This window comes from Lysinibacillus sp. LK3 (genome assembly GCF_001043675.1).
In the GTDB taxonomy this organism is placed as follows: Bacteria; Bacillota; Bacilli; order Bacillales_A; family Planococcaceae; genus Lysinibacillus; species Lysinibacillus capsici.
Genome location: NZ_LDUJ01000001.1, coordinates 437,172 through 463,580, shown reverse-complemented (window position 1 = coordinate 463,580; position 26,409 = coordinate 437,172). Strand labels below are relative to the sequence as shown.

The 26,409-nt window shown below is 39.8% G+C and carries 24 protein-coding genes; 6 read left to right on the top strand and 18 right to left on the bottom strand.

Annotation, left to right across the window (positions count from 1 at the left end):
* Positions 1 to 53 precede the first annotated feature (53 nt).
* Complete coding sequence (locus tag VK91_RS02170) at positions 54 to 1,658, bottom strand: PucR family transcriptional regulator (RefSeq protein WP_048390324.1); 1,605 nt, start codon at positions 1,656 to 1,658, stop codon at positions 54 to 56.
* Between the two features lie 138 nt (positions 1,659 to 1,796).
* Between VK91_RS02170 and VK91_RS02165 the strand changes: the two genes are divergently transcribed.
* A complete protein-coding gene (locus tag VK91_RS02165; protein ID WP_048390321.1) occupies positions 1,797 to 2,651 on the top strand; it encodes a pentapeptide repeat-containing protein in 855 nt (284 codons plus the stop codon).
* 41 nt (positions 2,652 to 2,692) lie between these two features.
* Here the strand turns inward: VK91_RS02165 and VK91_RS02160 are convergent, their stop codons facing one another.
* The 10 genes from VK91_RS02160 to VK91_RS02115 form a co-directional block, all read right to left on the bottom strand.
* On the bottom strand, positions 2,693 to 4,408 hold the full coding sequence (locus tag VK91_RS02160) for an FTR1 family protein (protein ID WP_048390319.1): 1,716 nt from the start codon (positions 4,406 to 4,408) through the stop codon (positions 2,693 to 2,695).
* The gene (efeB, locus tag VK91_RS02155) at positions 4,383 to 5,642 is read right to left on the bottom strand and encodes an iron uptake transporter deferrochelatase/peroxidase subunit (protein ID WP_048390318.1); all 1,260 of its coding nucleotides are present in this window, start codon (positions 5,640 to 5,642) and stop codon (positions 4,383 to 4,385) included. Before efeB ends, VK91_RS02160 begins: the two co-directional genes overlap by 26 nt.
* 9 nt (positions 5,643 to 5,651) lie before the next feature.
* Positions 5,652 to 6,521: an iron uptake system protein EfeO gene (gene efeO / locus VK91_RS02150; RefSeq protein ID WP_048390316.1), complete on the bottom strand. Its 870-nt coding sequence runs from the start codon at positions 6,519 to 6,521 to the stop codon at positions 5,652 to 5,654.
* 162 nt (positions 6,522 to 6,683) lie between these two features.
* Complete coding sequence (locus VK91_RS02145) at positions 6,684 to 7,883, bottom strand: MFS transporter (RefSeq protein ID WP_048390313.1); 1,200 nt, start codon at positions 7,881 to 7,883, stop codon at positions 6,684 to 6,686.
* A gap of 11 nt (positions 7,884 to 7,894) precedes the next feature.
* Complete coding sequence (locus tag VK91_RS02140) at positions 7,895 to 8,314, bottom strand: MarR family winged helix-turn-helix transcriptional regulator (protein ID WP_048390311.1); 420 nt, start codon at positions 8,312 to 8,314, stop codon at positions 7,895 to 7,897.
* A 298-nt stretch (positions 8,315 to 8,612) separates the two neighbouring features.
* Complete coding sequence (locus VK91_RS02135) at positions 8,613 to 9,554, bottom strand: NERD domain-containing protein (RefSeq protein ID WP_048390309.1); 942 nt, start codon at positions 9,552 to 9,554, stop codon at positions 8,613 to 8,615.
* Positions 9,555 to 9,711: 157 nt separating this feature from the next.
* On the bottom strand, positions 9,712 to 10,719 hold the full coding sequence (locus VK91_RS02130) for an iron ABC transporter permease (protein ID WP_048390307.1): 1,008 nt from the start codon (positions 10,717 to 10,719) through the stop codon (positions 9,712 to 9,714).
* Positions 10,712 to 11,713: an iron ABC transporter permease gene (locus VK91_RS02125; protein ID WP_048390305.1), complete on the bottom strand. Its 1,002-nt coding sequence runs from the start codon at positions 11,711 to 11,713 to the stop codon at positions 10,712 to 10,714. Before VK91_RS02125 ends, VK91_RS02130 begins: the two co-directional genes overlap by 8 nt.
* Positions 11,714 to 11,736: 23 nt before the next feature.
* The gene (locus tag VK91_RS02120) at positions 11,737 to 12,663 is read right to left on the bottom strand and encodes an iron-hydroxamate ABC transporter substrate-binding protein (RefSeq protein ID WP_048390303.1); all 927 of its coding nucleotides are present in this window, start codon (positions 12,661 to 12,663) and stop codon (positions 11,737 to 11,739) included.
* A 13-nt stretch (positions 12,664 to 12,676) separates the two neighbouring features.
* Positions 12,677 to 13,465, bottom strand: coding sequence for an ABC transporter ATP-binding protein (locus VK91_RS02115; RefSeq protein WP_048390300.1), 789 nt, complete (start codon positions 13,463 to 13,465; stop codon positions 12,677 to 12,679).
* 147 nt (positions 13,466 to 13,612) lie between these two features.
* Between VK91_RS02115 and VK91_RS02110 the strand changes: the two genes are divergently transcribed.
* Positions 13,613 to 14,662, top strand: coding sequence for an NAD(P)/FAD-dependent oxidoreductase (locus VK91_RS02110; protein WP_048390298.1), 1,050 nt, complete (start codon positions 13,613 to 13,615; stop codon positions 14,660 to 14,662).
* Between the two features lie 50 nt (positions 14,663 to 14,712).
* On the opposite strand, the gene VK91_RS02105 is transcribed toward VK91_RS02110, so the two are convergent.
* Positions 14,713 to 14,955 carry a hypothetical protein gene (locus VK91_RS02105; protein WP_004229360.1) on the bottom strand — a complete coding sequence of 81 codons (243 nt, stop codon included), beginning with the start codon at positions 14,953 to 14,955 and terminating at the stop codon, positions 14,713 to 14,715.
* A 209-nt stretch (positions 14,956 to 15,164) separates the two neighbouring features.
* On the opposite strand from VK91_RS02105, the gene VK91_RS02100 reads away from it, so the two are divergent.
* From VK91_RS02100 to VK91_RS02085, 4 genes are all read left to right on the top strand, one after another.
* Entirely contained in the window at positions 15,165 to 15,797 is a 633-nt protein-coding gene (locus VK91_RS02100; protein WP_281217076.1) for a class I SAM-dependent methyltransferase, read from the top strand.
* A 152-nt stretch (positions 15,798 to 15,949) separates the two neighbouring features.
* Positions 15,950 to 17,077, top strand: coding sequence for a DUF418 domain-containing protein (locus tag VK91_RS02095; RefSeq protein ID WP_048390293.1), 1,128 nt, complete (start codon positions 15,950 to 15,952; stop codon positions 17,075 to 17,077).
* A 13-nt stretch (positions 17,078 to 17,090) separates the two neighbouring features.
* A complete protein-coding gene (locus tag VK91_RS02090) occupies positions 17,091 to 18,203 on the top strand; it encodes a sensor histidine kinase (protein WP_048390290.1) in 1,113 nt (370 codons plus the stop codon).
* Positions 18,200 to 18,805, top strand: a complete 606-nt coding sequence (locus tag VK91_RS02085; RefSeq protein ID WP_004229368.1) for a response regulator transcription factor — start codon at positions 18,200 to 18,202, stop codon at positions 18,803 to 18,805. The genes VK91_RS02090 and VK91_RS02085 overlap by 4 nt, the downstream gene beginning before the upstream one ends.
* 110 nt (positions 18,806 to 18,915) lie before the next feature.
* On the opposite strand, the gene VK91_RS02080 is transcribed toward VK91_RS02085, so the two are convergent.
* The 6 genes from VK91_RS02080 to VK91_RS02055 form a co-directional block, all read right to left on the bottom strand.
* Positions 18,916 to 19,998 carry a hypothetical protein gene (locus VK91_RS02080; RefSeq protein WP_048390288.1) on the bottom strand — a complete coding sequence of 361 codons (1,083 nt, stop codon included), beginning with the start codon at positions 19,996 to 19,998 and terminating at the stop codon, positions 18,916 to 18,918.
* A gap of 697 nt (positions 19,999 to 20,695) precedes the next feature.
* Positions 20,696 to 21,406 carry an ankyrin repeat domain-containing protein gene (locus VK91_RS02075; protein WP_082148102.1) on the bottom strand — a complete coding sequence of 237 codons (711 nt, stop codon included), beginning with the start codon at positions 21,404 to 21,406 and terminating at the stop codon, positions 20,696 to 20,698.
* A gap of 115 nt (positions 21,407 to 21,521) precedes the next feature.
* Positions 21,522 to 22,208, bottom strand: a complete 687-nt coding sequence (locus tag VK91_RS02070; RefSeq protein ID WP_048390285.1) for a response regulator transcription factor — start codon at positions 22,206 to 22,208, stop codon at positions 21,522 to 21,524.
* On the bottom strand, positions 22,186 to 23,664 hold the full coding sequence (locus VK91_RS02065; protein WP_048390284.1) for a cell wall metabolism sensor histidine kinase WalK: 1,479 nt from the start codon (positions 23,662 to 23,664) through the stop codon (positions 22,186 to 22,188). Before VK91_RS02065 ends, VK91_RS02070 begins: the two co-directional genes overlap by 23 nt.
* Positions 23,665 to 23,843: 179 nt before the next feature.
* Positions 23,844 to 25,205, bottom strand: coding sequence for a PepSY domain-containing protein (locus tag VK91_RS02060; protein ID WP_048390281.1), 1,362 nt, complete (start codon positions 25,203 to 25,205; stop codon positions 23,844 to 23,846).
* A gap of 177 nt (positions 25,206 to 25,382) precedes the next feature.
* Positions 25,383 to 26,402 (bottom strand): 2,3-butanediol dehydrogenase, encoded by a 1,020-nt coding sequence (locus VK91_RS02055; protein ID WP_048390279.1) that lies wholly within the window; start codon positions 26,400 to 26,402, stop codon positions 25,383 to 25,385.
* Positions 26,403 to 26,409 lie beyond the last annotated feature (7 nt).

Sequence of the window (26,409 nt, the reverse complement as noted above, 5' to 3'; positions counted from 1 at the left end):
AATGAAAAAAATAATCTGAAATTTTGTTCAAAATGACAAAATTTCAGATTATTCTAATCATTAATCAATCGATATAGCATGCAAGCCATGTAGGCATCATAAAATTCCGAATATACGGTAACATCTGTGCCAATCAGCTCACTAATTTTTTTGATGCGGTATTTCACCGTGTTTTTATGGATATAGAGGAGCTCTGCACAGCGCTCCACACTAGCATTTGCATCTAATAAAAAGGTTATCAATGTTTGCAAGGCATCATGGTCACGTAAAATGGGTTCAATTACAGACAAATATTCTTCAATCATTTCCTCGCCCTGCTTACTGACATCAATTGCCCTTTTCATGGAGCGCACTTCCGCAGCAGTAAACAATTTTCGCATCGGATAAATCGTATGGGCTTTGTCCCCCACCTGATTGACCAATTGATACATTTGACGAACAGACTTTGTATTTCTCATTTTAGGTGCATAAACAATTTCTGCGATTTGGGCATCATACTGAGTAGTTTCACTATATTCAATGGCAATTTCAAACTCATGATGCTTATAAAAGCAATTGCCTACCAGTACAATCATACAATGGTCAATGCATTGGATGACTCTTGTTTGATAATATTTGGACAGTTGCTCTTCTAATTCATCGCGAATTCTTTTTTCGTCTGCTAAATCATGCATGTAGACAAGCCACATCATTTGAATGGCGGAAACATCAATATGAAGAAGATTGGCTAATCTTCTCATTTTCTCCCCTTCGTCATTGATAATAGCTTTAACTAAGGCATATTCACTAACCTCATCATGCTTGTCTCCCCATAAATTTATGGCTACTTGCACAACCTCACTTACTTTTTCAATTGTCTTAGCAGGTAATTTAGTATTTTCTTTAATCAGAAATAAAAATAGCGGCTCGCCATTTTTTTGATGTACTCTTTTATAGTCTACGACACAGGCGACATCACTTCTTAGCAGCTCGAGCTTGCCTGCTTCCCTCTGAAAATTGGATTGGGAGCATTCTTCGATGACATTCGCTACATCTAATGATGAATTTCGTGGCCACATCACTTGGTTCACAATGTCAAAATGACTATTGGTGAGCACAATATTCGCCTTTAAACGATCTGAAAGCATTTTCAGTGTAATTTCAACACTTCTTAAATGCTCAGGTAGTAACGATACCTTTTCTAATGTCTCTTTGACAAAATGATCATTAACGCCTTGATTACTAACAATCGCTTCCATAACCTCATAAATAACCTCGTTATAGCGCAGTGAATAATCATTTCGCGGCATACAAATAATAATAAAGCCTTGTGCCTCCGCTAACGCAAGCACTTCTTCTGGAATATCAGGCAATACAATGCCGACATAATATAAAATAAGCCCCAGCTCTCCTAAATCATGTAAATGCTGTATCGTTTCACATTGCTGCTCCACACTATCTCGAATGGAGTAAAAGGAGCTAATAACAAGCTCCTCTGCATACCATTCCTCCTGTATACGGTTAATAATTTTCGAATAAAAATCAACATTCGATACCTCTAATACAGATAGAGATGATACAGTACGGTGCAGGTTACCTCGCCCTGTTAACACCTCTGCCCCTCGAAAAGATGGCAATTGTAATAATTCATTGACCGTTACCCCATGTTCCACCACCACTTTTCTTTACAACTCTTTTGAAGAAGAATACCATATCCCCTATTATCTTTCAAAATACAGTTTGCTCTCTATTTTAACTGATAGCTTGTTAGTGTTAAAATAGTAACTAAATGGATAAGATTAGAGAGGAAAATGAGAATGTCTAATCAGACAAAAAAAGATACAACCATTGGTACAAAAATCCGACACAGTCTACAGGCAGATTGTCAAAGCTGTTTTGGCTTGTGCTGTACCGCTTTAAATATTGTGGCTTCTAGTGATTTTGCGATCAATAAACCCGCAGGCACGCCATGTCCTAATTTGCAGGATAACTATAGCTGTCACATACATAGTCAGCTACGAGAGACAGGTTTTAAGGGCTGTACCGTTTTTGATTGCCTAGGCGCAGGTCAACAGGTTTCACAGGTGACATTTCATGGACAGGATTGGCGACAATCTCGTGAGCATGCTGACAAGATGTTTCGTGTTTTTCCTATTATGGAACAGCTTTACGAAATGATTGCGTATGTGGCGGAGGCTTTGTCCTATCAGGTGGATAATATGCTTTATGAACAGCTAATTGCTCAATTGAAGCACCTACAGCAGACAATAGCTCAGGATGCAGATACCTTATTAGCATTGGATATGGTAGCTATTCGTATGCCGATCAATGCACTATTGCTCCAAACTAGCGAACAAATTCGCCAGCACAGTGTGAAGGGAAAGGCTTCTAGAAACTTGAATCAGCGTGGGGCTAATTGGATGGGCAAAAATTTAAAAGGCAAGGATTTACGAGCGACTTATCTAAGGGGGAGTTATTTAATCGCAGCTAATCTTCAAGATGCGAATTTACAGGGAGTAGATTTCATCGGGGCTGATTTGCGAGATACCAATTTACGCGGTGCTGATCTTTCAACAAGTCTGTTTTTAACCCAAATGCAAATCAACGCCGCACAGGGGGATCGTTCGACTAAATTACCTTCCTATATAAAACGACCTGCTCATTGGCAATAAAAAAAGGTAGATGGCGTTTTACGCTCATCTACCCTTTTTCATTAGGCTTGTTTCTTTTTATAAAGCACAGTAGCCGCCACTAACACAAGTAAAATAGACTGTCCTATGATTGTTTCCACCGTTGGATAGAAGCCAATCAAGCTAATAACAGGTAAGCCATCAACAATCGTTGTGGACAGATTATCTGTCAGCTGCAAAGTATGCAGACTGACACCAATAATTTTAAAGGCTAGCACATAAATTAAAATAGTTGCTACTGCAAAAAATTTGTGAATTGGAATTTTGCCACTTGCTTTAAATAACACAACTGCAAGTACAGCAAGAATGAGCAGTGCCACCACAATTCCAAGAATAAACTGCGACGTTTCCATTTTAGGTGCAATCCCTGCATAAAAGACTAGTGTTTCTGCACCTTCACGGAAGACCGATAAAAAGCTAATCATAGCCATCGCAAAAATAGAGCCACTCGAAATGGCATTACCCATTTGTTTGGAAATATAGCGATTCCAACTGACCACACTTGATTTACTATGCAGCCAAATACCAACACCGATCATCATCGCTGCAGCAATTAACCCTACATAGCCTTCCATTAACTCGCGATTCGTATCCATCGTTGCCGAATTTAAAATCGTCGACATAAGGATGGCAGCTACGGCGGATAATAGAACGCCGACAAACGCTCCGACATAAATCCATTTGCGCATCTTGTTTTGTCCTGATTTATTAAGGAATGACACTAAGGCTAAAATAATCAGTAATGCCTCTAGTCCTTCGCGTAATAAAATTAACGCAGCGTCCCAAATTGTGTAATCGGAATCCCCTTGAATTAGCTCAATTTCCGTACGGAATGTATTTAATTGTTTGGTAATAGCTTGCTGATCGACGTTGGATTTTAATAAATCACTCGCGATAATCGGCATATCACTTTCAATTTTCGTGTAAAGACTACCATTACGTGTGGAGATTTCAATTTCTACGCTTGGCCAAATGGTAATAAACTCACGTATTTTATTTGAAGCTGCCTGGTAATCACCAGCATTGACAAAATCATTGGCCTCATCTATATAGGCAATTAATGTCGCTAATGAATACTCTCCCTCTACCACTTCGGCTGTTTCTTTACCAGCTACAAAATCCTCAATCGTTTGCTTTAAAGCAGCAAATTGAGATTGCATAAGCGCTACATCAGGCTCCTCAGCAGAAATAGAGATACGAAGAAATGCCATTTGTGTTTCGATTTGCCCGTACATTGCGATACTTTGTTCACGCACAGGTCGCTCATTTTTATTCCATTTACTATTAAAATCTTTGTAGGCTTCATCAATGGCCTGAATATCACCACTTGCTAAAGCTTTTTCAAAGTCTGCCATTATCGGCTTAAATTTTTGTCCAAACTCTGCTCGTTGTGCCGCTTCATCCACTGGATTTTCAAGCTTTTCTAATGCACGCAATGCATTGGATAGTGCTGATAGCGCCTCTAAACGTTCATCCTTGGACGTTGCCTCAGTAGCCTGTGCAAGGATTTCATCAACCTTTGCTTTTGCCTCTTTCTGCTCTGAAGATACTTTAGCCCAATCAATAGCAAATTGTTCAAGTGCCTGCTTGGCCTCCGCCTCTTTATCCTGCTTTGTATTCATCAGTGCATCACTAATCGCAATATAGAGATGACTATAGGACTGCGCAGCTTGCACAGGTAAAGCTAAAGTCAGCATAAGGGCAAACACGATACTACAGCGCGTTAAAAAGTGCTTCACCTAAATAACTCCCCTTTTGTACACCAGGGAAGCAAGCAAACACGGCACTGCCTCGATGGGTAATGTACTCATTCATTTTATCCATACGCCCTAAGCTATTTTGGATGGTTGTAAATTGGGCTGGGTCTTTTTGAAAAGAGATAAAGATTAGCCCCGCATCATGGGTCCCTGTATTCGACATCACGCCTGACGCATAAGAATAAGAGCGTCGCAAAATACGAGCACCTGATTTCCGTGCCAAATGGACATGTGATGTATCAGGCATAATATAATTGCCCTTATCATCCTTTGCCTCTACATCAAAATCATCGAATTCCTTTGTTTTGCCAAAAGGTGCCCCACTGTCGCGGTAACGGCCAAATGTTGCCTCTTGATCTTTCAATGATGTACGATCCCAAGTTTCAAGATGCATTTGAACTTTACGCGCAATTAAATAAGAGCCACCCTTTAACCAGCCTTTATCCACCCACACGACCTCATTTAAGTCTTTTTCATCCGTAATGGCTGGATTTACAGTACCGTCCTTAAAGGCGAAGAGGTTTCGTGGTGTCCCTCCACTAGCTGGAAACGAGTTAAAGCCCGCCTGTGACCATTTTATTTCTACTTTACCTGAAGCAGCTCGTACTAGATTACGAACAGCATGGAAGGCCACCTGCGGATCATCTGCACAAGCCTGAATACACAAATCACCACCTGTGTATTCTTTCTGTAGCTGATCTTTAGGGAAATGTGGTAAATCCTTTAGCTCCGCTGGTTTTAAATGCTGGATGCCCAGTTTATCGAATAATGAAGGCCCGACACCAATGGTAATGGATAGATTAGATGCATCTAAGCCCTCTGCCTCTCCAGTATCGCCAGTTGGCACTCTTGTATTTGTCGATACATCGACCATGACTTCACCATTCATTAAACGCACAACAAGGGGTGTCCATTGCTGGAACAACGCTTGTAGTTCCTTCTTTGATGTCACTAATACATCTAAAGAAGCAAAATAAATATTCGTCTGTACAGGTGTCACAATACCTGACTGATGCTTGCCATAGAAATTGACCTTATTACTAGCCGTCGTGCTATCTGCTACTGGCTCAAAGACATCATAGCCCATTGCTTTCATGACACCACCCAAGCCAGAGGCACCGATGGCAACACCTGCCACACCGATACCTGTTAGCTTTAACATATCACGTCTAGAAATTTTTTTATTTATAAATTTTTCCTCGTTTGACGTTGTCATTGTTTATGTTCACTCCAAAATGATACCCATTTGACTTAATGGTTCTCCAAGCTGATTCACCGCTGCTGCCAGTGCTTTTGTGTTTTCCTCCGTTAATTCTTCGTAAGATATATAGCCACCATCAGCCGTTGTATGCTGTGCTAATAAATCGTCTACTGCTTTGAATTTTTCATCAAGTGTTGCCACTAATGTAGAATCTTTTGCTTCTAATTTTGAGCGTAAAATCTCAAAGATTTTTTCTGCGCCTTCAATATTCGCTTTAAAATCATAAAGGTCTGTATGAGAGTAAATTTCTTCCTCACCTGTAATTTTAGATGTTGATACTTCATTTAATAAATCTACTGCACCTGTAATCATTAAGTCAGGTGTCACTTCCACTGTTTGCACAAGTGCATGCAATTCCTTCGCATCTGCAAGAAGCTGATCTGCTACAGCCTCATAACCTTTTGTTGTATTTTCTTCCCAAAGCGCATACTCAAGCTTATGGTAGCCTGACCATTCTTCCTCACCCTTACCTTCTTCTTGAATATCTGCTAAACGTCCATCGATGCGAGGGTCAAGATCACCGAAGCTTTCCGCAATTGGCTCAGAACGTTCAAAATACATACGTGCTGGCGCATACGCTGCCTTTGCCCCTTCAATATCGCCTGCTTTGAATAGGTTCACAAATTTCTCTGTATCTAGTAAAAATTGATCCATTTGCTCTAACGCAAATTGTTGATAGGCTGATAATTCAGAAGATAAATCCACCTCTTTTGTAGCTTGCTCTGCCTGTTCTGTTGCTGGCTTATCTTCTTTTTTTACTTCTTCTGTATTGCCACAGCCAGCCATTAAAATGCCTCCTGCTACTAATACCGACAAAAATGATTTGTTTTTCATACTTCGTACCTACTTCCGAATTTGTTTTATATTGTGATGATAATGATTATCATCATCTATTGCAACAACTATTTTTGTAAATAGAAAAAAACGTCATTTTTCAGTTATTCTTTACGAACAACTAGAAAAAAGACGTTTTTTCTACAATATAATGATTCTAATCTATGAAATTTTTGCTTGTTTCAAATTTTCATGTTTTCCATGTAAAAGATAATAAAGCACAATCGACACTAAAATAACAAAGACCATCGAGAAGAAAATCGAGCTGTAGCCCATAGATGGTATAAATAAACCTAAGAAATAAGGCCCGACACCTAAGCCTAAATCATAAAAAATAAAATACGTAGATGTCGCAAGTCCTAAACGCTCATTTGGTGTTACTTTGATGGCAATTGCCTGTGCCACCGAGTTGAAGTTTCCATAGCCAATCCCGATACAAGCGGCAGCGATTAAAAAAGCAATCGTAGTTGTTGCTGAGCTAAAGGCATACATGCCTATTGCAAACAACACTAAGCATGGATAGATAATGATATTTGCCCCTCTTGTATCAAGCAATTTCCCTGTAAATGGACGTGTAGCCAAAATGACAATAGCATAGATAATAAAGAAGTAGCTACCTGCTGATACTAAATCTAACTCCTTTGCATAAAACGTCATAAACGACATCACACCTGAATAAGCAAAGCCAATCACAAGTGCCACAAAGGCAATCGGTACTGCACGCATTTCAATAAAGTTCGTCACTTTAAACCCAGCCTTTACAGCTGTATCCTTTGCTTTTTTCGGTGCATCTGGCACGGTCACAATGTAATACATAAAGAAACAAATAATCGCTAACACAGAATCTACTGCAAAAATCATACGATAATCTGCAAATAGCTGTGTTAATAATATTCCAATGAATGGGCCAATGGCTGTGGCTAGAATAGCGCTTAAGCTATAATAACCAATCCCTTCTCCACGACGCTCAGCTGGTAAAATTTGTGCAATAATGGTACCTGTTGCTGTACTGGCAATCCCTAGTGCAATCCCCTGTACTAAACGATTGATCATCAGCAGTGGTAAATTGCCTGCTATAAAATAAGACATTGTTGATAACATAAATAATAATAGTCCACAAAATAATGTTTTTTTGCTACCCCAGTCTCCAATAATACGCCCTGTTCCAAGACGACCTAATAGTGTCCCGATAATAAAAATACTCGATACAAGCCCCGCTGTACTTGTAGAGGCATTAAAATGCTCCACCGCATATGCTGCTATCGTAACCATTAATAAATAAAAGATTAACGTAATGGTAAAATTAATAAGTGAGACAATTAAAAAATCTTTTGTCCATAGTTTCTTTCTGGTTGCTTCCACGCTGCTCTCTCCTATTGATTAATATTCATACAAATTCTTGCTAAAACCTGTGTCGCAATGTCAATATCTTGTTTTGGCACGCCTGCCAAAGCCTGCTCAAAAAATGGATTTAGATGCGACTTTATTTCCTGCACAAGCTCTTCCCCATGCTTTGATAGGTGTACCAGCTTTTCACGCTTATCCTTGCCCGTCATCGTTTCCACATAGCCTAGCTCCACCAGTTTATGTACAAGCTTCGTGACACTTGGCTTCTCTATAGACATGAAATTCGCGATATCTACAAATGAATGTGGACCCTTATCATTCAAGAAACGAAGCACTGCCCACTGTGAGCTATATAACTGATAGGGTTCAAGCTGCATATTCAACTGATTAATAAACGGCCGATACATTAAGCGATACTGATTAAAAAATTCCTGTTCAATTGTCACACTATCACTTCCTTTTATATTAGTTAGCCTAGCTAACTATATACCTAAAAACTCTATTTGTCTAGTAGGAAATAAGCGAAACATCGCTCTTGGGAGTGAGTGGTATCCTGCTCTATCCACTTAAACGAGGCGTATCCTACACTTTCTCTGTTCTATCCATCACTTTGCGCGTTCTATCCGCTACTTTCCTTGTTCTATCCGTCACTTTCAGCATTCTATCCACCTACTTCAAGCGCCCTTTCTCTCTACAGCACTAAAAGCTACAATTCAGACCGCTTGAATTGTAACGCTTAGTTCGCTATTCCTTAATCCAATATTTCCGATGCTTTTTGACACCCTCCGCTTTCAAAGGGAGTTGTTGCATCAACTTGTACGCTAAATCGGGAGAGTCAATGCCAAAGAATTCGCGGAAGCTTCGATTGGTTACCTGCTGCCCGACTAGTAATCGATACTCTTCCAATGATCGTATCAAAGCATCTCGATCCACCAATCCACAACGAGGGCAAATCCATTTCTTATAGTGATATTTTAAACGTTGCCCCGAGCCACACTGTGGACATAGCACACCTTTCACTATTTCCTTGAACGGCACCTCTACTTCTTTTTTCAACTTAGTTTGCAGGGATAATAAAAGGTTGGCGAATCGCAAAAGGTCTACTCTTACTCTAGGTTGATGCCGCTCCATCCATTTTTGTAAATAAAATCGTAACCCTGCCACATGAAAGATAGGCAGCCCGTCAAATCCCTTTGTCAAAATACCATTTTTCGTTGCCAATACCACCGCATGCAAAACTGGTAAATCGATGCGTTCCTTCTGTAATAGCCTCTTCATCCATACTACATGCCGTTCCAGCTGAAGAAATGGATCCGTCATGCCTTCGACCGTATCATCTGCGGTCGTACGTGTTAATTGAGCGAACGAAGCATCGTATGAAAGTTTGCCTGTAATATTTTTGATTTCTAGGATGAGTAAAAAGTGAGGACAGAGAAAGACGGTGTCCATTTGATGGGTAGAACCGAAGTCATTCATTGTTTGAAAGTCATGCAGAAAATAGTGGGGGAATGGTAAGTCAAGTTCAAGCCATTTTGCATCAACGAACTGTTCACCAGCGAATCCTGCTTGTAGGCGCCTTAAATGCTCACAATATAATGTGTATTTACTATGGGATATAGGAAGTCTTTGTACAAGTGCCTCTAGCATCTTTTGCGTCTCTGATGTTTGACGTTCTAATAAAATCATCTAATCACCTCCTGCCATGATTATATAAAAAAAGAACCTCAATGAATGAGGTTCCTAAAAACTTACCATATAGAATGCCTAAAATAAAAATTCCCCTATTTTCGCTAGAACAAAAGACTTTTCTTTCGAGCATCATTCAATTTTGATTAGTACTTTTCTAGACATTCTTCCGTAATAAATATAGAAAATAAGGTGCGCCAATAAATGCAACAACAATCCCAGCAGGAACCGTTGCACTTGCAATAGCAACACGTCCAATGGTATCAGCAAGCATTAGCAAGCTTGCGCCAATGAATAGCGTCAATGGTAAAAAGAATTGGTAGCGTGGACCAACGAGCTGTTTTGCAATATGGGGAGCCATCAAACCGATGAAGGCTACTCCCCCTGTTACGGATACCGCGGCAGCCGCTAGTGCAACCGCAACAATTAATAATCGGAAACGTTCTCGCCCAATGTTCATACCAAGACCGACTGCTGTTTGCTCCGTCATGGCCAAGACATTTAAAACGTTGGCTTTATAGAAAATGTAAGGGATGCCCAGTACAAGCCAAGGCATTAGCGCCCAGAAAAATGGCCAATCTGTGCCCCATACATTTCCGGCTAGCCATTGTGCAATAAATTGTACATCGCTCCGCTCAGCAGAGGATATTAATACCATCATGACCCCTGATAAGGCTGATGCTACGCCTACCCCTACTAAAATAAACTGTACGGGATGGACACCCTTATTACGCTGATAAGAGAAAAAGTAAATACCCAGTGCTGTCACTAAGGCACTACAAAAGCCGACAATCGGTAAAATATAGGCAAAGTGAGGAAGGTCGCCATCTACTAGCAAATAAAAGACAGTAATCCCAACACCTGCGCCAGCACTGATACCTATAATTCCTGGGTCTGCTAAATCATTGCGGGTTACGCCCTGTAATACGGCCCCTGCCAGTGCTAATGCCATACCCGCAGCCGCTAGCACAAACATTCTAGGTAAACGGACTGAAAAGAGTACAAAGGACTCTTTAAAACTACCATCGCCCAGTAAGGTTGGAAGAATTCGGTCAATAGAAACCGAAGCAGCACCTAATGAAATCCCTAAAATAAAAATGAACAAGGTTACCACAAGCCATATGAGTAACCATTTACGCTGTTTTTTGCGACCTTCTTTAAACAAATTGACGTCCTCCCTTCCGCACTAATAATAGGAAGAATGGAAGACCTAAAATCGAAATAATAGCGACAACTGGCGTTTCATAAGGTGCGTTAATCATGCGCCCTGCGAAATCAGCCAACACCATGAACCAGCCACCAACAATGGCACTCATCGGTAAGACAAAACGATAGTCTGTCCCAACAAACGCGCGGACAATATGCGGTACCATTAAGCCAACGAAAGCTAGATTTCCGACTAGGGCCACAGCAGAGCCAGCCAGAATAACCACAACGAACATCATTACACCCTTTACGAGCGTAGTATTTTGTCCGACACCCACTGCTACTTCTTCATTTAAGCTTAAAATCGTTAATTGACGACTAAAAGCAAATGAAAGCAGTAAGCCAATAATAATAACGGGTACGATCAATAATGCCTGCCATGTTGTGCCAATGAAACCGCCACTTGTCCACATCGAAACATCTTTGGAAATTTGAAATAAAATGCCCGTCCCTTCAGCAATTGCCTGTAATAAGGCTGTGACAGCCGCACCAGCTAAAACAAGCTTTAAAGGGGAAAAGCCTTTTTTAGTAGAAGCACCAATCCCATAAACTAACATCATACCGATTCCCGCCCCAACAAAGCAGGCTAAAATTAACGTATAATACGAGAATTTAGGGATAAATGCCATAGTTAAAGCAAGGGCAGCATTTGCCCCTGCCGTTAAACCAAGCAGCCCTGGATCAGCTAATGGGTTCCGTGTAACCCCTTGCATAATCGCCCCAGCGACTGCGAGGGCACTCCCAACAAAAATAGCTGCAATGATACGAGGAAATCGAATTTCACGTAAAATCGTGTAATGTTTACCTCCACTTTGTCCGACAATTGCTTGAAAGACATCTTGAATGCTTGTATTCGCTGCCCCTAAGCACAGCGAGATACTGGCAGTACCAATTAATACAAGCAATGCAAGCAATACTTGAAGCCAAAATGGAAGCTTTCGAAACTTTGTCATTCGCCTTCGCTACTCTCTACTAATTATTGTAAAAATTTCTCTTCAAAGAACTTCAGTTGATGTTCTAATGTGATAGGGTCATTGAAATAGAAGGCATTTGCATTCACTTCAAATAAATGACCATTTTTCACTGCTTCTAAATCTTTAAACCATGCTGCATCTGTAAAGGAATTATCTTGATCTTGGAACATACTGAAGATCACGTAGTCACCTGCATATTCCCCTAAAACTTCTTGAGAAATAGCATAGTAGCCAGGCTCTAACGCTGTTTCTTTTACTTTCTCAGGCATTTTCAAGCCCATTTCTTGATATAAAATCTCTGTTCCACGACCCCAGTTATCGCCATAAATATAGAACTGTTTATTAAAGTTCTCTGCTACTGTTACAGTCGCATCTTCACCGATTTTTTCTTTAATCTTTTTACCAGCTTCTGCTGCACGTGTTTTAAAATCTTCTACCCAAGCAGTTGCTTCTTTTTCTTTATTTACCACTTTACCGATTTCGATGAACTGCTGTAAATAGTCTACTTTACCATACGTAAATAATACAGTTGGCGCGATTTCTGCTAATTTATCAGCATTTTCAATACCATTTAAGCCAATAATTAAATCTGGTTCTAGCTCAAGAATTTTTTCAATATCTGTATTTTCAACTACAACAGCATCTTTAATCGCATCTTCGAAGTTGGGATTTTTTGCTGCCCATGCATCCACACCAACAACATTTACATCAAGCTGTAATAAGCTTCCTACAAAAGAAGATAGTACAACAACACGTTTCGGATTTGCTGGTACTTCTACAGGACCTGACTCTGATTGATATGTGATTGTTTCTGTTGAAGCTTCCTCTTTTGAGCCTTCATCAGCCTTCTCTGTTTTTTCTTCCTTACTGCCACATGCTGCAAGTACTAGCACAAGCATCATAAACATTGGTAATAGCCACTTTTTCATTGTTATTCTCCTTTTAAATGGTTTGTAATAAGTCATATGTAATGCACATTGGTTTGTTCGTTCGTGGATCTTTGCCAATAACTGCATCTATATTAAATACTTTTTTCAATACTTCTGGAACCATCACTTCTTCAGCCGTTCCGAATTTTACAAGCTCACCTTGTGAAAGCGCTACAATATAATCTGAAAAACGTGCCGCTTGATTTAAATCATGGAGGACCATGACAATCGTGCGCCCCTGTTCTTCATTCAGCCTGTAAAGTAGCTCTAAAACTTCTAGCTGATGAGCCATATCTAAATAAGTTGTCGGTTCATCTAAAAAGATAATGTCGGTTTCTTGGGCCAAGGCCATCGCAATCCATACGCGCTGACGTTGTCCACCTGATAAAGCATCTACAGATTGTAAACGGAATTCTTCTGTTTTGGTTACCTGTAAAGCCCAGCCAATAACATCTTTATCTTTTTGTGATAAATTCCCGAAGCCCTTTTGATAAGGAAATCGACCGTAGGATACAAGCTCTTCCACTGTTAAACCATGTGCACTTTCTGGACTCTGTGGTAAGATTGCCAGTTCTTTTGCTAATTCTTTTGTTTTCATCTTGGAAATATTTTGACCGTCTAATATGACCTGTCCACTCTCATGCTTTAAAATCCGTGTGATAGCTTTTAACAAGGTTGATTTTCCACAACCATTTGAACCAATGATTGTCGTGATTTTGCCATCAGGAATTTGCAGCGATAAGTCATGCACAATCGTTTTATTCTCATAACCAACACGAATCGATTCAACTTCTAAACGCAAATCGGACCCTCACTTTCTTTTTACTTCTTTCCATGCTATGATATTCAAAGCTAAAAATGATAATCATTATCACTAGAATTAGTCTAGTTACCTGATAAGATTTTGTCAATTACTTTTTTACTATTTGTTAAGGATGTGGCAATAAAAATGCAGCATGTGTATGATGTGACAATTATTGGCGGTGGCCCAGCTGGCTTATATAGTGCCTTTTATAGTGGTTTACGGGGTTTAAAAACAAAATTATTAGAAAGTCAACCACAGCTTGGCGGTAAAGTATTACTTTATCCTGAAAAGCTGATATGGGATATTGGGGGACATCCTCCCGTTTTGGGTGAACAATTTGTTAAACAATTAATCGAGCAAGCCAAAACATTTGATCCTACAATTTTGACAGGTACAAAAGTAGATTTAATTGAACGTCACAATGATATTTTTGTCATTCATACAGCAGCTGGTGAAAAGCATTATTCTAAAACGGTACTGTTAGCTGTAGGTGGCGGCATTATTAGCCCTCAAAAGCTAACACTTGAGGGCGCTGAAAAATATGAAATGGCCAATCTACATTACACTGTGCAATCGTATAAACGTTTTGTCGATAAGGATATCATGATCTCAGGCGGTGGTAATGCAGCCATCGATTGGGCTGTTGAATTAAGTCCGATTGCCAAAAGCGTAACGGTTGTTTACCGCAAAGAGAATCTATCAGCACACGAAGCCACTGTACAGGAAGCACTGGATGCAGGTGTGCGCATTGAATGTAATACAACGATTACAAAGCTTTCCGCAAATATTGATAAAACGGCTATTCAATTAGTCACATGTGAGAATACGATAACGAAGCAAAGTTATACGCGTCAAATCGATGAGGTAATCGTCAGTCATGGCTATAATCGTGAGGCGTCTCTTGCATTTGATGAGGCCATTGCCATTCCGAAAAAGGATGATTATTATGTTGAAGGAAAGGCAACAGGTGAAACAGCACAGCCAGGTATTTTTGCAGCAGGTGATATTTTATCATTTGATGGAAAAATTAATTTGCTACTTGGCACATTCCAAGATGCCGCCAATGCAGTCAATTCTATTAAAACGTATTTAGAACCAACTGCCTATCGTCATGGCATGGTGTCCTCTCATAATGAGCTATTTAAAGAGAAAAATCGCTCTATTATCGAAAAGCAATTTGCACCAGCCCATTAAACCTAAATATAACCCTCTTAAGAGCCTGATCTTAAGAGGGTTTCTAGTTTTTATCTAAATAAACTTAATAACGCTCCCATCTGTCTCAACATATTTACTCCATTTGTAATCGTCCCAGCATGCCCCATAATTGTATTTAAATGATCTGGTAAATTTCCTAATCTAGGACCTTGCTGTTGTTGATTGGGAGAATAGTATGGTTGCACCATCCTACCTCGAAAAGGTGGGCCAAAATATTGCCTATTGTTTGGCGGATATGGACCTCTTCTAGCATTCGGCTGAAAATATGGCATTTATACACCCCCTATCTGAAAGCTTCTCACTAGTATATGTAAAAATTTTTATAGCGAATTAGACTTTTGAAGAAGAGGTTAAAAATAATAAGGGAACCATACTAGTTTCCCTGTCATACTATAAGAGAAAAGAAGGTGGTACTATACAAGACTCTCATTATCTTACCTTTTTAGCTAAGTTCGGGGTCGGAGGCGCACATCCTGGGGGCATTAATCTATCAAAGGCTGTTTTGCAAGCGGAGAATATCGAGCAAAACACACATATTTTAGATGTGGGATGTGGTACAGGGCAAACGGCTGCTTATTTAGCATCTTCCTATCAAGCAAACGTCACAGGTCTCGATATTCAGCCCATCATGATAGAAAAGGCTCGTCAGCGAATGCATAAAGCGCGTCTACCTGTTAAACTTCTGCAAGGCTCTATTGAACAAACCTCGTTAGCGAACGAGACATTTGACTTGATTCTAGCTGAGTCGGTTCTGGCCTTTGTTAATTTGCAGCAGGCTTTGCAGGAAATTTATCGTTTATTGAAAAAAGGTGGCCGCTTCATTGCTATCGAATTTACCATTCCTCAAACACTTCGTACCGAACTTGCAGACGACCTCCAACAATTTTACGGCTTTCAGTCTCTCCTCAGGAAAAAGGATTGGGTAAGACTACTGCAACAGGCTGGTTTTTATGATATCCATATACAAAAAAACAAATCCATCTCATCCAAGCCTGAATTTCAAGTTTCCACAGATATGGAATCCAAATTCTATAAAATCATGGATCAGCATATTGCCATGAATGAAAAATACGAAGACATTTTAGACTATCGCATCTATACCTGTACAAAATAATGAGCCGGCAGCAAAAACTTTGCTGGTTTTTGTGCTGTCTCAGCATACTTTATGACACCTGTCATCAAGATTCTTTGACTGGTGTGAATAGGTTTTCTCTTGAAATTTTCTTATCCTTAAGGTAAGAAAACAAAGAAAGAGTGATCGAACTAATGCAAACACAACAAAGACTTCCCTTTATCGATATGTTAAGAGGCTTTGCCGTCTTAGGAACGCTTGGCACAAATATTTGGATTTTTGCTTATCTTGGTGATTTATCATATATAACAACAAGTGATTATTCTGGTTGGTGGTCCTTCAATGATTTTTTACGTATGGTCGTATTATTTTTCGTTAATGGCAAGCTGCTTGGATTGTTAACAATTATGTTTGGAGTTGGCCTGCAATTAAAATATCAGCAAGCCTTACGGAGAGGTACAGCCTGGCCAGGAGTGTACTTGTGGACTATCGTCTTCTTAGGGTTAGAGGGGCTACTGCACTACACGCTTGTGATGGAGTATGATATTTTAATGAGCTATGCTGTCACAGCATTCATAGTCGCTTTTATTGTACGTTTGGGTGATAAGGTCATGACAGGAGCCTTTTATTTTTTTGGTGGCTTTCACATCCTAATGATTCTGCTTATTTTTACCAGTACCTTACAAGGAGCTGGTGTTTCATTAAATGGTATGGCATCCGTTTCTGAGCTCTATGAACATGGCACATGGTTTGCGCAGGTGCAGCATCGTCTCACAAACTTTTTATTTTATCGCTCAGAAGCTATATTTATTATCCCGATGAATGTCTTTTTATTTTTACTTGGCGTGAAGTTCATGCGTAATGAGGTATTTTCACCAACAGACAAAGGACGTCAAACTCGACAAAAGCTCTTTAATATCGGTGTATTCGTTGGCTTTCCTATCAATCTGCTTATTTTTATTCCTGGTGGGCTTTTTGATTTACCTGTTCGCTATCTTTGTGCCCCTCTTCTATCCATTGGCTATATTGGAATTTTAGGTAAACTGGTAGAATATAAGAGGCTAGACTGGCTTTGGCAGCGCTTTGCTCATGTTGGTAAAATGTCTTTAAGCTGCTATGTCCTCCAAAATGTGCTTGCGTCGATTATTTTTTATGGCTGGGGGCTTGGCTTAGGTGGGCAAGTCAATAGCTTCACTGTCATTGGTATTTGGCTATCTCTATCAATCTTACAACTTGTTATAGCATTCGCTTGGTTACAGAAATTTCAAATGGGCCCTATGGAATGGATTCGTAAAAAAGCCCTTCAAGCGATGACACAGTAATCAGCAATAAAGGATGGTGCTAGTAATAAAAATATATCCTAGAGAACAAATTAAGCATTATTTAATCATTGATGCAGCTTCTGTCATTTTCCTATTCGCATTAGTATTAGGGTCTCATTCCCTTCCCTTAGCTATGAAAATAACAGTGCTCCTTTTATACCTAATAGCCTTCTACATTGCTTTATGGCATCGAGATTGGACGCTACTTACTGCATCTCTAGTAGCCTTTATCCTTATCACCTTACTTAGCATAATTGTCGATCCTTTTATGCTTATTTTTGGCTTTACCTTTGCCGATTTACTAGGACGTGCAAAATCAAAATGGCATATTGCCTGTGGGATTGTAGCCATCGCTGTCATGTTTTTGACGGTTTTGTACATGACAACAGATTCCCTTTTACCAAGGGAATCACAGGTACTAGTGCCGATTATGATGTTTCAACTGGTGCTCCCGATTCTCATTTATTTTGTGGAAAAGTCGAAAAATCTGCAGGCTGAGCTGGCAGACGTAAATACACAGCTTGTTCAGCAAGAGGAACGACAACGGATCGCTAGAGACCTTCATGATACAATTGGCCATACGCTCACAATGATTAAAGTAAAAACCGAACTAACGACCAAACTGATTGACCGAGATCCTTCAAGCGTGAAGCCTGAGCTACATGACATATTAGCCACTACCCGTACCGCCTTAAAACAAGTACGTGAGCTTGTGTCTGATATGAATTTTATTTCGTTGCAAACGGAGCTTATCCATTGCCAACAGCTTTTACAAAGCGCGAATATTACGACAACCCTTGACAATCAATGTCCTCAAATCGTACTTTCTAGTGTGGAGGAAACGATGCTTGCTCTATGTGTACGAGAGACGACTACGAATATTCTCAAGCATAGTCAGGCAAAAAAATGTCATTTCGCCATTCAATGTTGTGCTGGACACTATACACTTGTGATGAAAGACGATGGCATCGGTTTACAGTCACAAGGACGTGGGAATGGCATCCACTCCATAAAAGAAAGAATGCATATGCTGCAAGGCTTTGCCCTGATTGAAAGTGACACACCAGTAGGCACCAGCGTCACCCTCACTCTACCAATTCAAGATGGAAAGGAGCCTCTAACATGATACGTGTATTACTAGCAGAAGACCAACAAATGTTACGTGGTGCCCTAACTTCGCTACTAGCGTTTGAGCCTGATATTGAGGTCATAGCTGAGGTTGCAGATGGACAACAAGCATGGGAATTGATCCAGCAGGAGCCACCAGATATTTGCCTAGTCGATATTGAAATGCCCCATCTATCAGGGCTTGAGCTTGCTGAAAAAATTAAACAAGCCAACCTCCCTTGCAAGGTAATGATTGTAACAACCTTTGCACGCCCTGGTTATTTGCAGAAGGCAATGGATTGCGAGGTACACGGCTATCTATTGAAAGATGAACCCATCGATTATTTAATTGCTACTATTCGAAAAATCATGCAAGGAGAAAAGGTGGTCAGCAAGGATTTAGCCGCCTCCTTATTTATGAAGGAGCAAAACCCTTTAAATGAACGAGAAATTGCGGTGCTTCAGCTAGTCAAAAAAGGCTTGACCACAAACGAAATCAGTAAGCAGTTATTTTTAACGAAGGGCACGATTCGCAATTATTTATCTACCTCTATTCAAAAGCTACAAGTTGAATCTAGACAGCAAGCCGCTCAGGTAGCAGGTGAAAAAGGCTGGCTATAAAAAAATCTCGCCACAGCTGTGACGAGATTTTTACAATGTTAGCATAAAATACGTTCCATTTATTTAAGCTTCAAATGACAGATTCATTATTTTATTAAGCAAAAGAACATTTATTTTCCTTGTAGAACTAAATCTGTTGCTATAGCCCAGTTGTTTAATGAGATTACGGTATAGCTGACATTTGCTTTTAACGTACCACCATTCGTTAGATCAAAAATGCCCACAGCACCTTTACGTGATGAATAACGATATTGTGCTTGCAATGTACTCCCATCACTGCCTTTTAACGCTACACTTCGGCCAGCAAGTAAATCAGATTGCGGATCGTTTCTTAATTGTAATTCAAAGGATTTTTCATCCATTGCTTTTGCTGTTTGCAGAGTGATTGGCGCGATTTCTTTCGCTACAAAGCTCCTTACATCTATTTCCGCCCATTGTGCATACACACGGTAAGTCACACCTGGTTTTAAAACCTTGCCAGCAGGGAGTCTAAATTGAGGAGCCTGTCTGCCATCAGCTGCTTGTGTAAATGGTACATAATTAGCAACAAACTCTTCTCCCTCACTTGTTCTCACCGTCACATAGCGATCACGTAAGGAAGAAATAACATCAAAGCGTTTGCCGCTAGCATCTCGATTATGACCATCTAAGCTAAATGCTAAATCTCCACGGCCTGCGCGATAGGCTTCAATAATATTAGCATAATCTACTACGCCATCCTCCTGAAAGGATTCCAATGTAAATGTATCATTTGTGACTTGCTCCACATTGCGTACATATACCTTTTCATCTGTGCCCTCAAAAACTTTATTGCGTTGCTCTTTATAGCTCAATGTATAGATAAAATCATCTTCTTGGAAAGTTGTTGGTACAATATATGTACTCTTAGAGCCTGTCATTAAGCGTGGCACATTGACAATCTCTAAATCTCCATTAAACGTAAAATGTTTTTTTATAGCATCTAAATGATTTAGGTCTACATCAGCTGCTGCTAATGGCTGATTAAATGTAATTTGTAGTGTCATTGTATTTAATGGCTTGATGTTTGTAATTTTAGCTACTTGCTCGTTTTCCGCTACTACTGCTTTATTGCTTGCCGCATCTGCATTTAATGGCTCGCCTATGGTTACTAGACCTGCTGATACTACGGATAAAGCCAATGCTGCTGGGACAATACGTTTTCTTAATTTCATTTGTTGAACTCTCCTTTATGGTGTAATTTGGTTTACAAAATTTATCATAAAGTCCATATCTAAACTGCTAATAAATAAACTATTAAAAAAGAATTAAAAAATAGGAAAAATAATTTAAGAACAAAAAACTGTAGAGAGCTGTCTCTACAGTTTGCATGTTGTTGAAAAAAGATGATGTCAACGCCAAAAAAAAGCAACTTTGCAAGTCGAGGGGTTGATTTCCGTTACACCAGCGTCCTTTCCAGGGGGCGTCCGATGAGCCGCTTCACTCACTTACGTTCGCTCCAGGGTCTCCTCTGTGACGCTGGCTCCACTCCAATCAACCATTCTGCAAAGTGTCTTTACTTTTTTATAGTAACAAATCGTCCATTAACTGTATTCTTAGAGGGGATAAGTTGTTATTTTCAATGTGGAGAAGTGATGCATGACAACACCTCTTCATAAAGAGTAGTGAACACCTTCACTTTATTTGAAAACCTTTGCTAATAAGTTAGTGGGTTGGAGTGGAAGGCTGCTTGACTCCCGTGGGATAGCAAGACAGGCGAAACTCTAAATGGAGCGGTAGCGGAGGAAGTGATTCGGCGCTCGCCCACAGGAAAGCAAGTAGCCTGCAACGGAAATCCATTTCTACCTTTCAATTGACTGTTTTGTTTTTCAACACTAAGAAAACTGTAGAGAGCCGTCTCTACAGTTTGGGTTACTTTGCGCCTGCTGCAAGTAGAATTTGCTCGATTGCTTTAAATCCTCGTTGTTTTGCATGTTGCAGAGGTGTCACGTTATTTTGATCGGGAATATTTACATCAGCACCATGTTCAATTAGTCGTTGTATTACGGTTTGCTGTGTTGGATTGCCGTTATTTAAGACAATCGCCTCCATAAGGGCTGTCCAGCCTAAATGATTCACATGATTGACGTCAATATCGGTATTGCTCAATAGCTCCTCGATGACCTCCACATGACCATGCTCTGCTGCTGGTATGAGTGCTGTCCCCCCATATCGATTTAAAATAGTCGGATCAGCACCAGCTTGAATGGTCATCTTTAAAATAGCCAGATAGCCCTCCGCACCTGCATAGAGAAATGGCGTATTTTGCTGATTATCCTGAATATTAACATCTGCTCCTGCATCTATTAATAATTTAACTGCCTCTATATCCTGATTATAGGTAGCTATCATCAAAGCTGTTCGATTATTTGAATCTTGTACATTGATGTCCCCTTTTTGTTTCAAAGCATGTTGAAGCCCATCGATATCTCCCCTTTCAGCTGCCTTGAGCAACTCACTCGCCCATTCTGTTCCCACCACTTCACTCCCACCTTTATCATGCTGTATTGTTTCTGTATCGATTGAGGCACACCCTTGAAGTAAAAATGTTAATGCAATGATAACTGCCTGCCTTTTTTTCAATTTTAATACACCGCCTTTCTTTCCTCAGTGTAAGCGGTAATGCTAAATTGCCCATTAACGAATTCTTAAAAAAGTCTAAAAAAACTACCCCGCCACAAGGACGAGGTAGTTTTACTTAAACATTGAAGCGATAGCCTGCACCCCATACTGTTTCCAAAAACTTGGGATGCGCTGGCTCTCGTTCAATTTTTTCACGTAGCTTTCGTATATGAACAGTGACAGTCGAAACGTCTGCAGCTGATTCATAGCCCCAGTTTCGCTCATATAGCTGTTCCTTACTTAATACTTGATTGGGGTGTCTAACAAAAAAGACAAGTAAATCAAATTCCTTCGTTGTAAAGGCAATCTCCTCACCATTAACAAACACCTTTCTAGCCGAAGTATCGATTGTAATACCATGAATGGACATCATATGATTTGTTTGTTGATGGGTCGCCAGACGCTCATATCTCGACAAATGGGCCTTGACCCTTGCCACTAATTCACTCGGACTAAATGGTTTTGTAATATAATCATCCGCCCCTAGTCCAAGACCACGAATTTTATCAATATCCTCCTTTTTAGCTGAAACAAATAAAATGGGAATATTGTGTACCGCTCGAATCTGTTTACAAATGTCAAAGCCACTTATCCCTGGTAGCATAATATCCAAAATGATTAAATCATAATTACCTTTAAGTGCCTGCTGTAGCCCATCCTCTCCATGATGTTGGATATCTACTGTAAAGCCATTAATCTCTAAATAATCTCGTTGAAGCTCAGCTATGCTCACTTCGTCTTCAATTAGCAGAATTTTTTTCATGATGATTCACCTTCTCCTCAGCCTTTTTCAATGAAATGAATATGCTCGTCCCCTTTGCTAATTCACTCTTTGCCCAAATATCGCCACCCATTTCAACAACGATTTGTTTGGCAATGGCTAACCCTAAGCCACTGCCTCCTGTTTGCGAATTACGTGAAGGCTCCGCACGGTAAAATCGATCAAAAATATAGGGCAATGCGACAGGATCAATGCCTGCACCATTATCTGTTACCTGAATAATCGCATCCTCTGCTCGCTCATGCAAGGAAATAATGATTTGCTTATATGGCTTATCCATATATTTTTCGCTATTACTTAAAAGGTTCGTCAGGACACGTCTTAATTTATCTCGGTCCACCATTGCCAAAAGCGGCGAGCCTGCTGATAGATATTGTAAATGAATATCTCGTGCAATAAAATCAAAGCTTGCATCCTCTACATAATCATGCATATATTGGTGGAGATTGATGCTTTCCAATTGGAAGGGAATCTTTTTTAAATCCAATTTAGAAAATAAGAATAGCTCATCAATTAATACATCCATATCCTTTGCCTTTGTATAGATAGTAGTTAAATATTTATCCATCTTTTCCTCTGTATTTGCCACACCATCTTTAATGCCCTCCACATAGCCGATAATGGAAGTCATCGGCGTTTTTAAATCATGGGAGATATTGGAGATGAGCTCCTTTCGATTTTCCTCATATTGAAGCTGAAGCTGGATAGATTCTTTTAATTTGACTCTCATTTCCTCGAATGACCGATTCAGCTGACCAATTTCATCCTTCGAGTGGGTCGCAATTTCAAAATCCAAGTCGCCCGATTTAATTCGTTCTGCCCCTTCCTTTAATGCCGAAATCGGTTTAATAATACTTCTTGATACTAAATAATTTAAAAAGCCAATAATCATCATAAACAGGACAAATAAAATACCTAAAAGAATCGGTAGCAGTTCCCTCGTTACCTCTGCATGGGAACTAACCTCTCTCAATACGAAAATACTGCCCTCTGTTTGATCTGGAAAATAAAAATCAAATTTAACATACGTATAAAAGGCTCGATTTATCATGATGGTGTCACGAGAATTAATATTGGTCGCTTCAAAGCTAGGTAAGCTTTGAAGCAATAATTGTTTATGCTCTTTCTGTGTTGAATACACGATTTGATGATCTTTTCGTACCACAATCTCTATCGAAGGCGCATTGATTTGTTCAAGCTGTTCGAGATCTAAAAGCTGCTGGGGACTTTTTTTAGCTAGTAATTTTAAATCTAGAAACGCATTTTCCTCTACTGTCGTCAAAGGCTTTTGGACATAAGATTTTTTATAAAAATGCTCAATCGCTTTGACATCACCTGTAATGGCAAAGGAAAAAAGAAAAACCGCTGCTAGTAATAGTGTGATGGCAATGATGATGACACCCACATAAGATAGCAAAAACCTTGTTTTTATTGACATTTACATACCCCCATAAGCTGAAACTACTAGCAATGTACCATACAAATCTTAAAACTTTATAAAATCATGCTGAAAAATCTATAAACATTTTTGCCGCTTCAGTATAGTATTGCGTTCCTATAAATGAAATAAACAAAAAAAGATACGGCACAAACCCGCTGTGCCGTATCATCTTTGCTTTATTTAGTTTCTTGTGCTCTTAGCTTCTTCTTTGTTTGCCAACCTAAAAGGATAAATTCAATTACTACCACAGCGATTAATGACGCACCAAATAGCGGCATCATAATCCCTAATATGACAAGGAAAATAATGAATGGCATGGATATTTTATGAGAAATTTGCGGTGGTGCAGACAGCTCCCCTTTTTTTCTACGTAAAATCCAAGTGCGAATGCCCCACACGATTACGGCTAAGAAGGCTAGACAAACCACTAAGTTTAAAAGCTTATTCGGCCAGCCGAATAAATGCCCCTCATGTAATGGTATTCCCCATGTAAAGAATTTAGCTAATGGGCCATAATCGTCATAATTCACTTGATCGATAAACTTGCCACTATACTGATCAAAATACATTGTGGCTTCCGCTGTAGGTTTTACATCTAGCCCTGTTACACCAGAATTACTAGCCTTCGCCACTGTATAGACGCCCTCACCGTTTGTCGGATAAATTATAGAGTAAGGCTTAGCAATGTTCATCGAATTGATTTCTTTTTCAAGCTGAGCAATCGTCATTTGGCTATCGTTCGTATAACGGACAGCTCCACCGCCATGATGTTGGGCATGTTCTCCTTCTGATGTCGGTGCCTCTAATTGACGAGTGGCCCATGGTATTTCAGAGACATCAGATGTTGGTAGCTTTTGTTGGAGTAATGGATACCCAAAAGTAGGATTTTCTGACGCTATATCTGCAAGCATGGAACCTTGAAAAGCAGACCATAATAGCCCAGTCGAAATAAACATCACCATTGGAATGGTAATAATTGTCCCAACAAGTGCATGTAATCTCTTACTTTTTTGCCTCTTATTCTCCGACTTGCCCTTCTTTAGGAGATTTCCTTTGAATGTCATATAAAGACCTGACAGTAATAAAAAGATCGTCCAACAAGCTGCTAGCTCTACTAAATAGTTTACAAAGGTACCACCAATAAAGAGGGAGCTATGCGTATTTCTCATAATATTTGAAAATGTATAATCGGCGTCCTGACTACCAACCATTTGATTGTGATCATCTAAAAATACGTACTTTTGTTTAGTGCCATTTGATAAAGTTAAACGCGTATTATATGGCTCCTCCAACATAATCACTTTCGTAGTAGAGTATCCTGCAAATGCAGCCTCCGCTTTTTCCACGGCATCATCAATTGTTAAGACCTCTTCCTTATGGCTCTCACCAAAGAAATAATCGTCATATAATCGATTTTCTACATCTGTAAAAAACAAATAACCAATCCCACTTAATGTGAGAGACAGCAATAAAGGCGTAATAAAAAGTGCTGCGAAAAAATGAAGTCGCCAAAACCTAGAATAAAGCAAATTTTTCATATTTAATCTCCAATCTCTCTATTTATAGCAGATTAATTATATAAGTAAAAAGTGAAATATGAATGAAGTCCTAAAGGCAGTTTTATGACAAACAAATGTATTCCAATTGGTATTATGTTATTAAGGTGGCCCAAAAAATCATAGCCAAACCTCAAGTTCGGCTATGATTTCAGACAATTACATGCTCATATTCACAAGAATTTTACATTGGCTACGATCCTTTGTTAAAGCTTCAAAACCTTTTTCCACGATATCCTCTATTGCAATCTGGCTTGTGATAACAGCTTGTCCATCAATTACACCACGAGCAAGTAATCGAATCACTTCTGGGAAAATATTCACATAGGCAAACGAGCCACTGATTTTTACCTCTGGAGAAACCACCGCATTAGGGTTAAATTCTACAGGTCTTTCCCAAACGCTGACGATTTTAAATTCGCCACCTGGATGAACAGCACTAACTCCGCTTGTAAATGTTGCTTGCACACCTGCTGCATCATACGCAACATCTACCCCACCAGTTGTTTTTTCACGTATAAACGCTACTGCATCCGTATCAATTGGATTAATGACATACGTTGCACCTAATTCAAGTGCTTTTTGGCGTCGTTCATCGGAAACCTCTACGACAAAAATTTCACTTGCTCCCGCAGCCTTCACAGCCTGCAAGACCAATAAACCAATAGGACCCGCACCAAAAATAGCAGCTGTATCGCCAAGCTTTAATTGACTTTGACGAACTGCGTGAACCGCGACTGCTGTAGGTTCAACAAGTGCGCCTAGTTCTAGGCTCATATTGTCAGGAAGAAGGTGAATATTTTCTTCTTGTACAACTGCATATTCTGCAAATCCGCCAGAAATTGTATAGCCATAAGATTGACCACGTTTACATAAGTTGGAATAGCCACGTCGACAATTATCACATTTACCACATGGAATTGGTGGCTCCACTGCCACACGATCTCCTACTTTTGTCTGTGTAACGCTTTTTGCAACCTCTACAACGACACCTGCAAATTCATGCCCTAATACGGGTTGTGTACGGAATGCATAAGCCCCACCAACATATTCATGTAAATCACTACCACAAATTCCGGCAAAGGCAACTTTTACTTTCACCATGCCTGGTTCTAGTGCTGGCAGTTGTGCCTCCTCTACTCGAATATCTTTTACACCGTAAAATTTTGCTGCTTTCATTCTATTA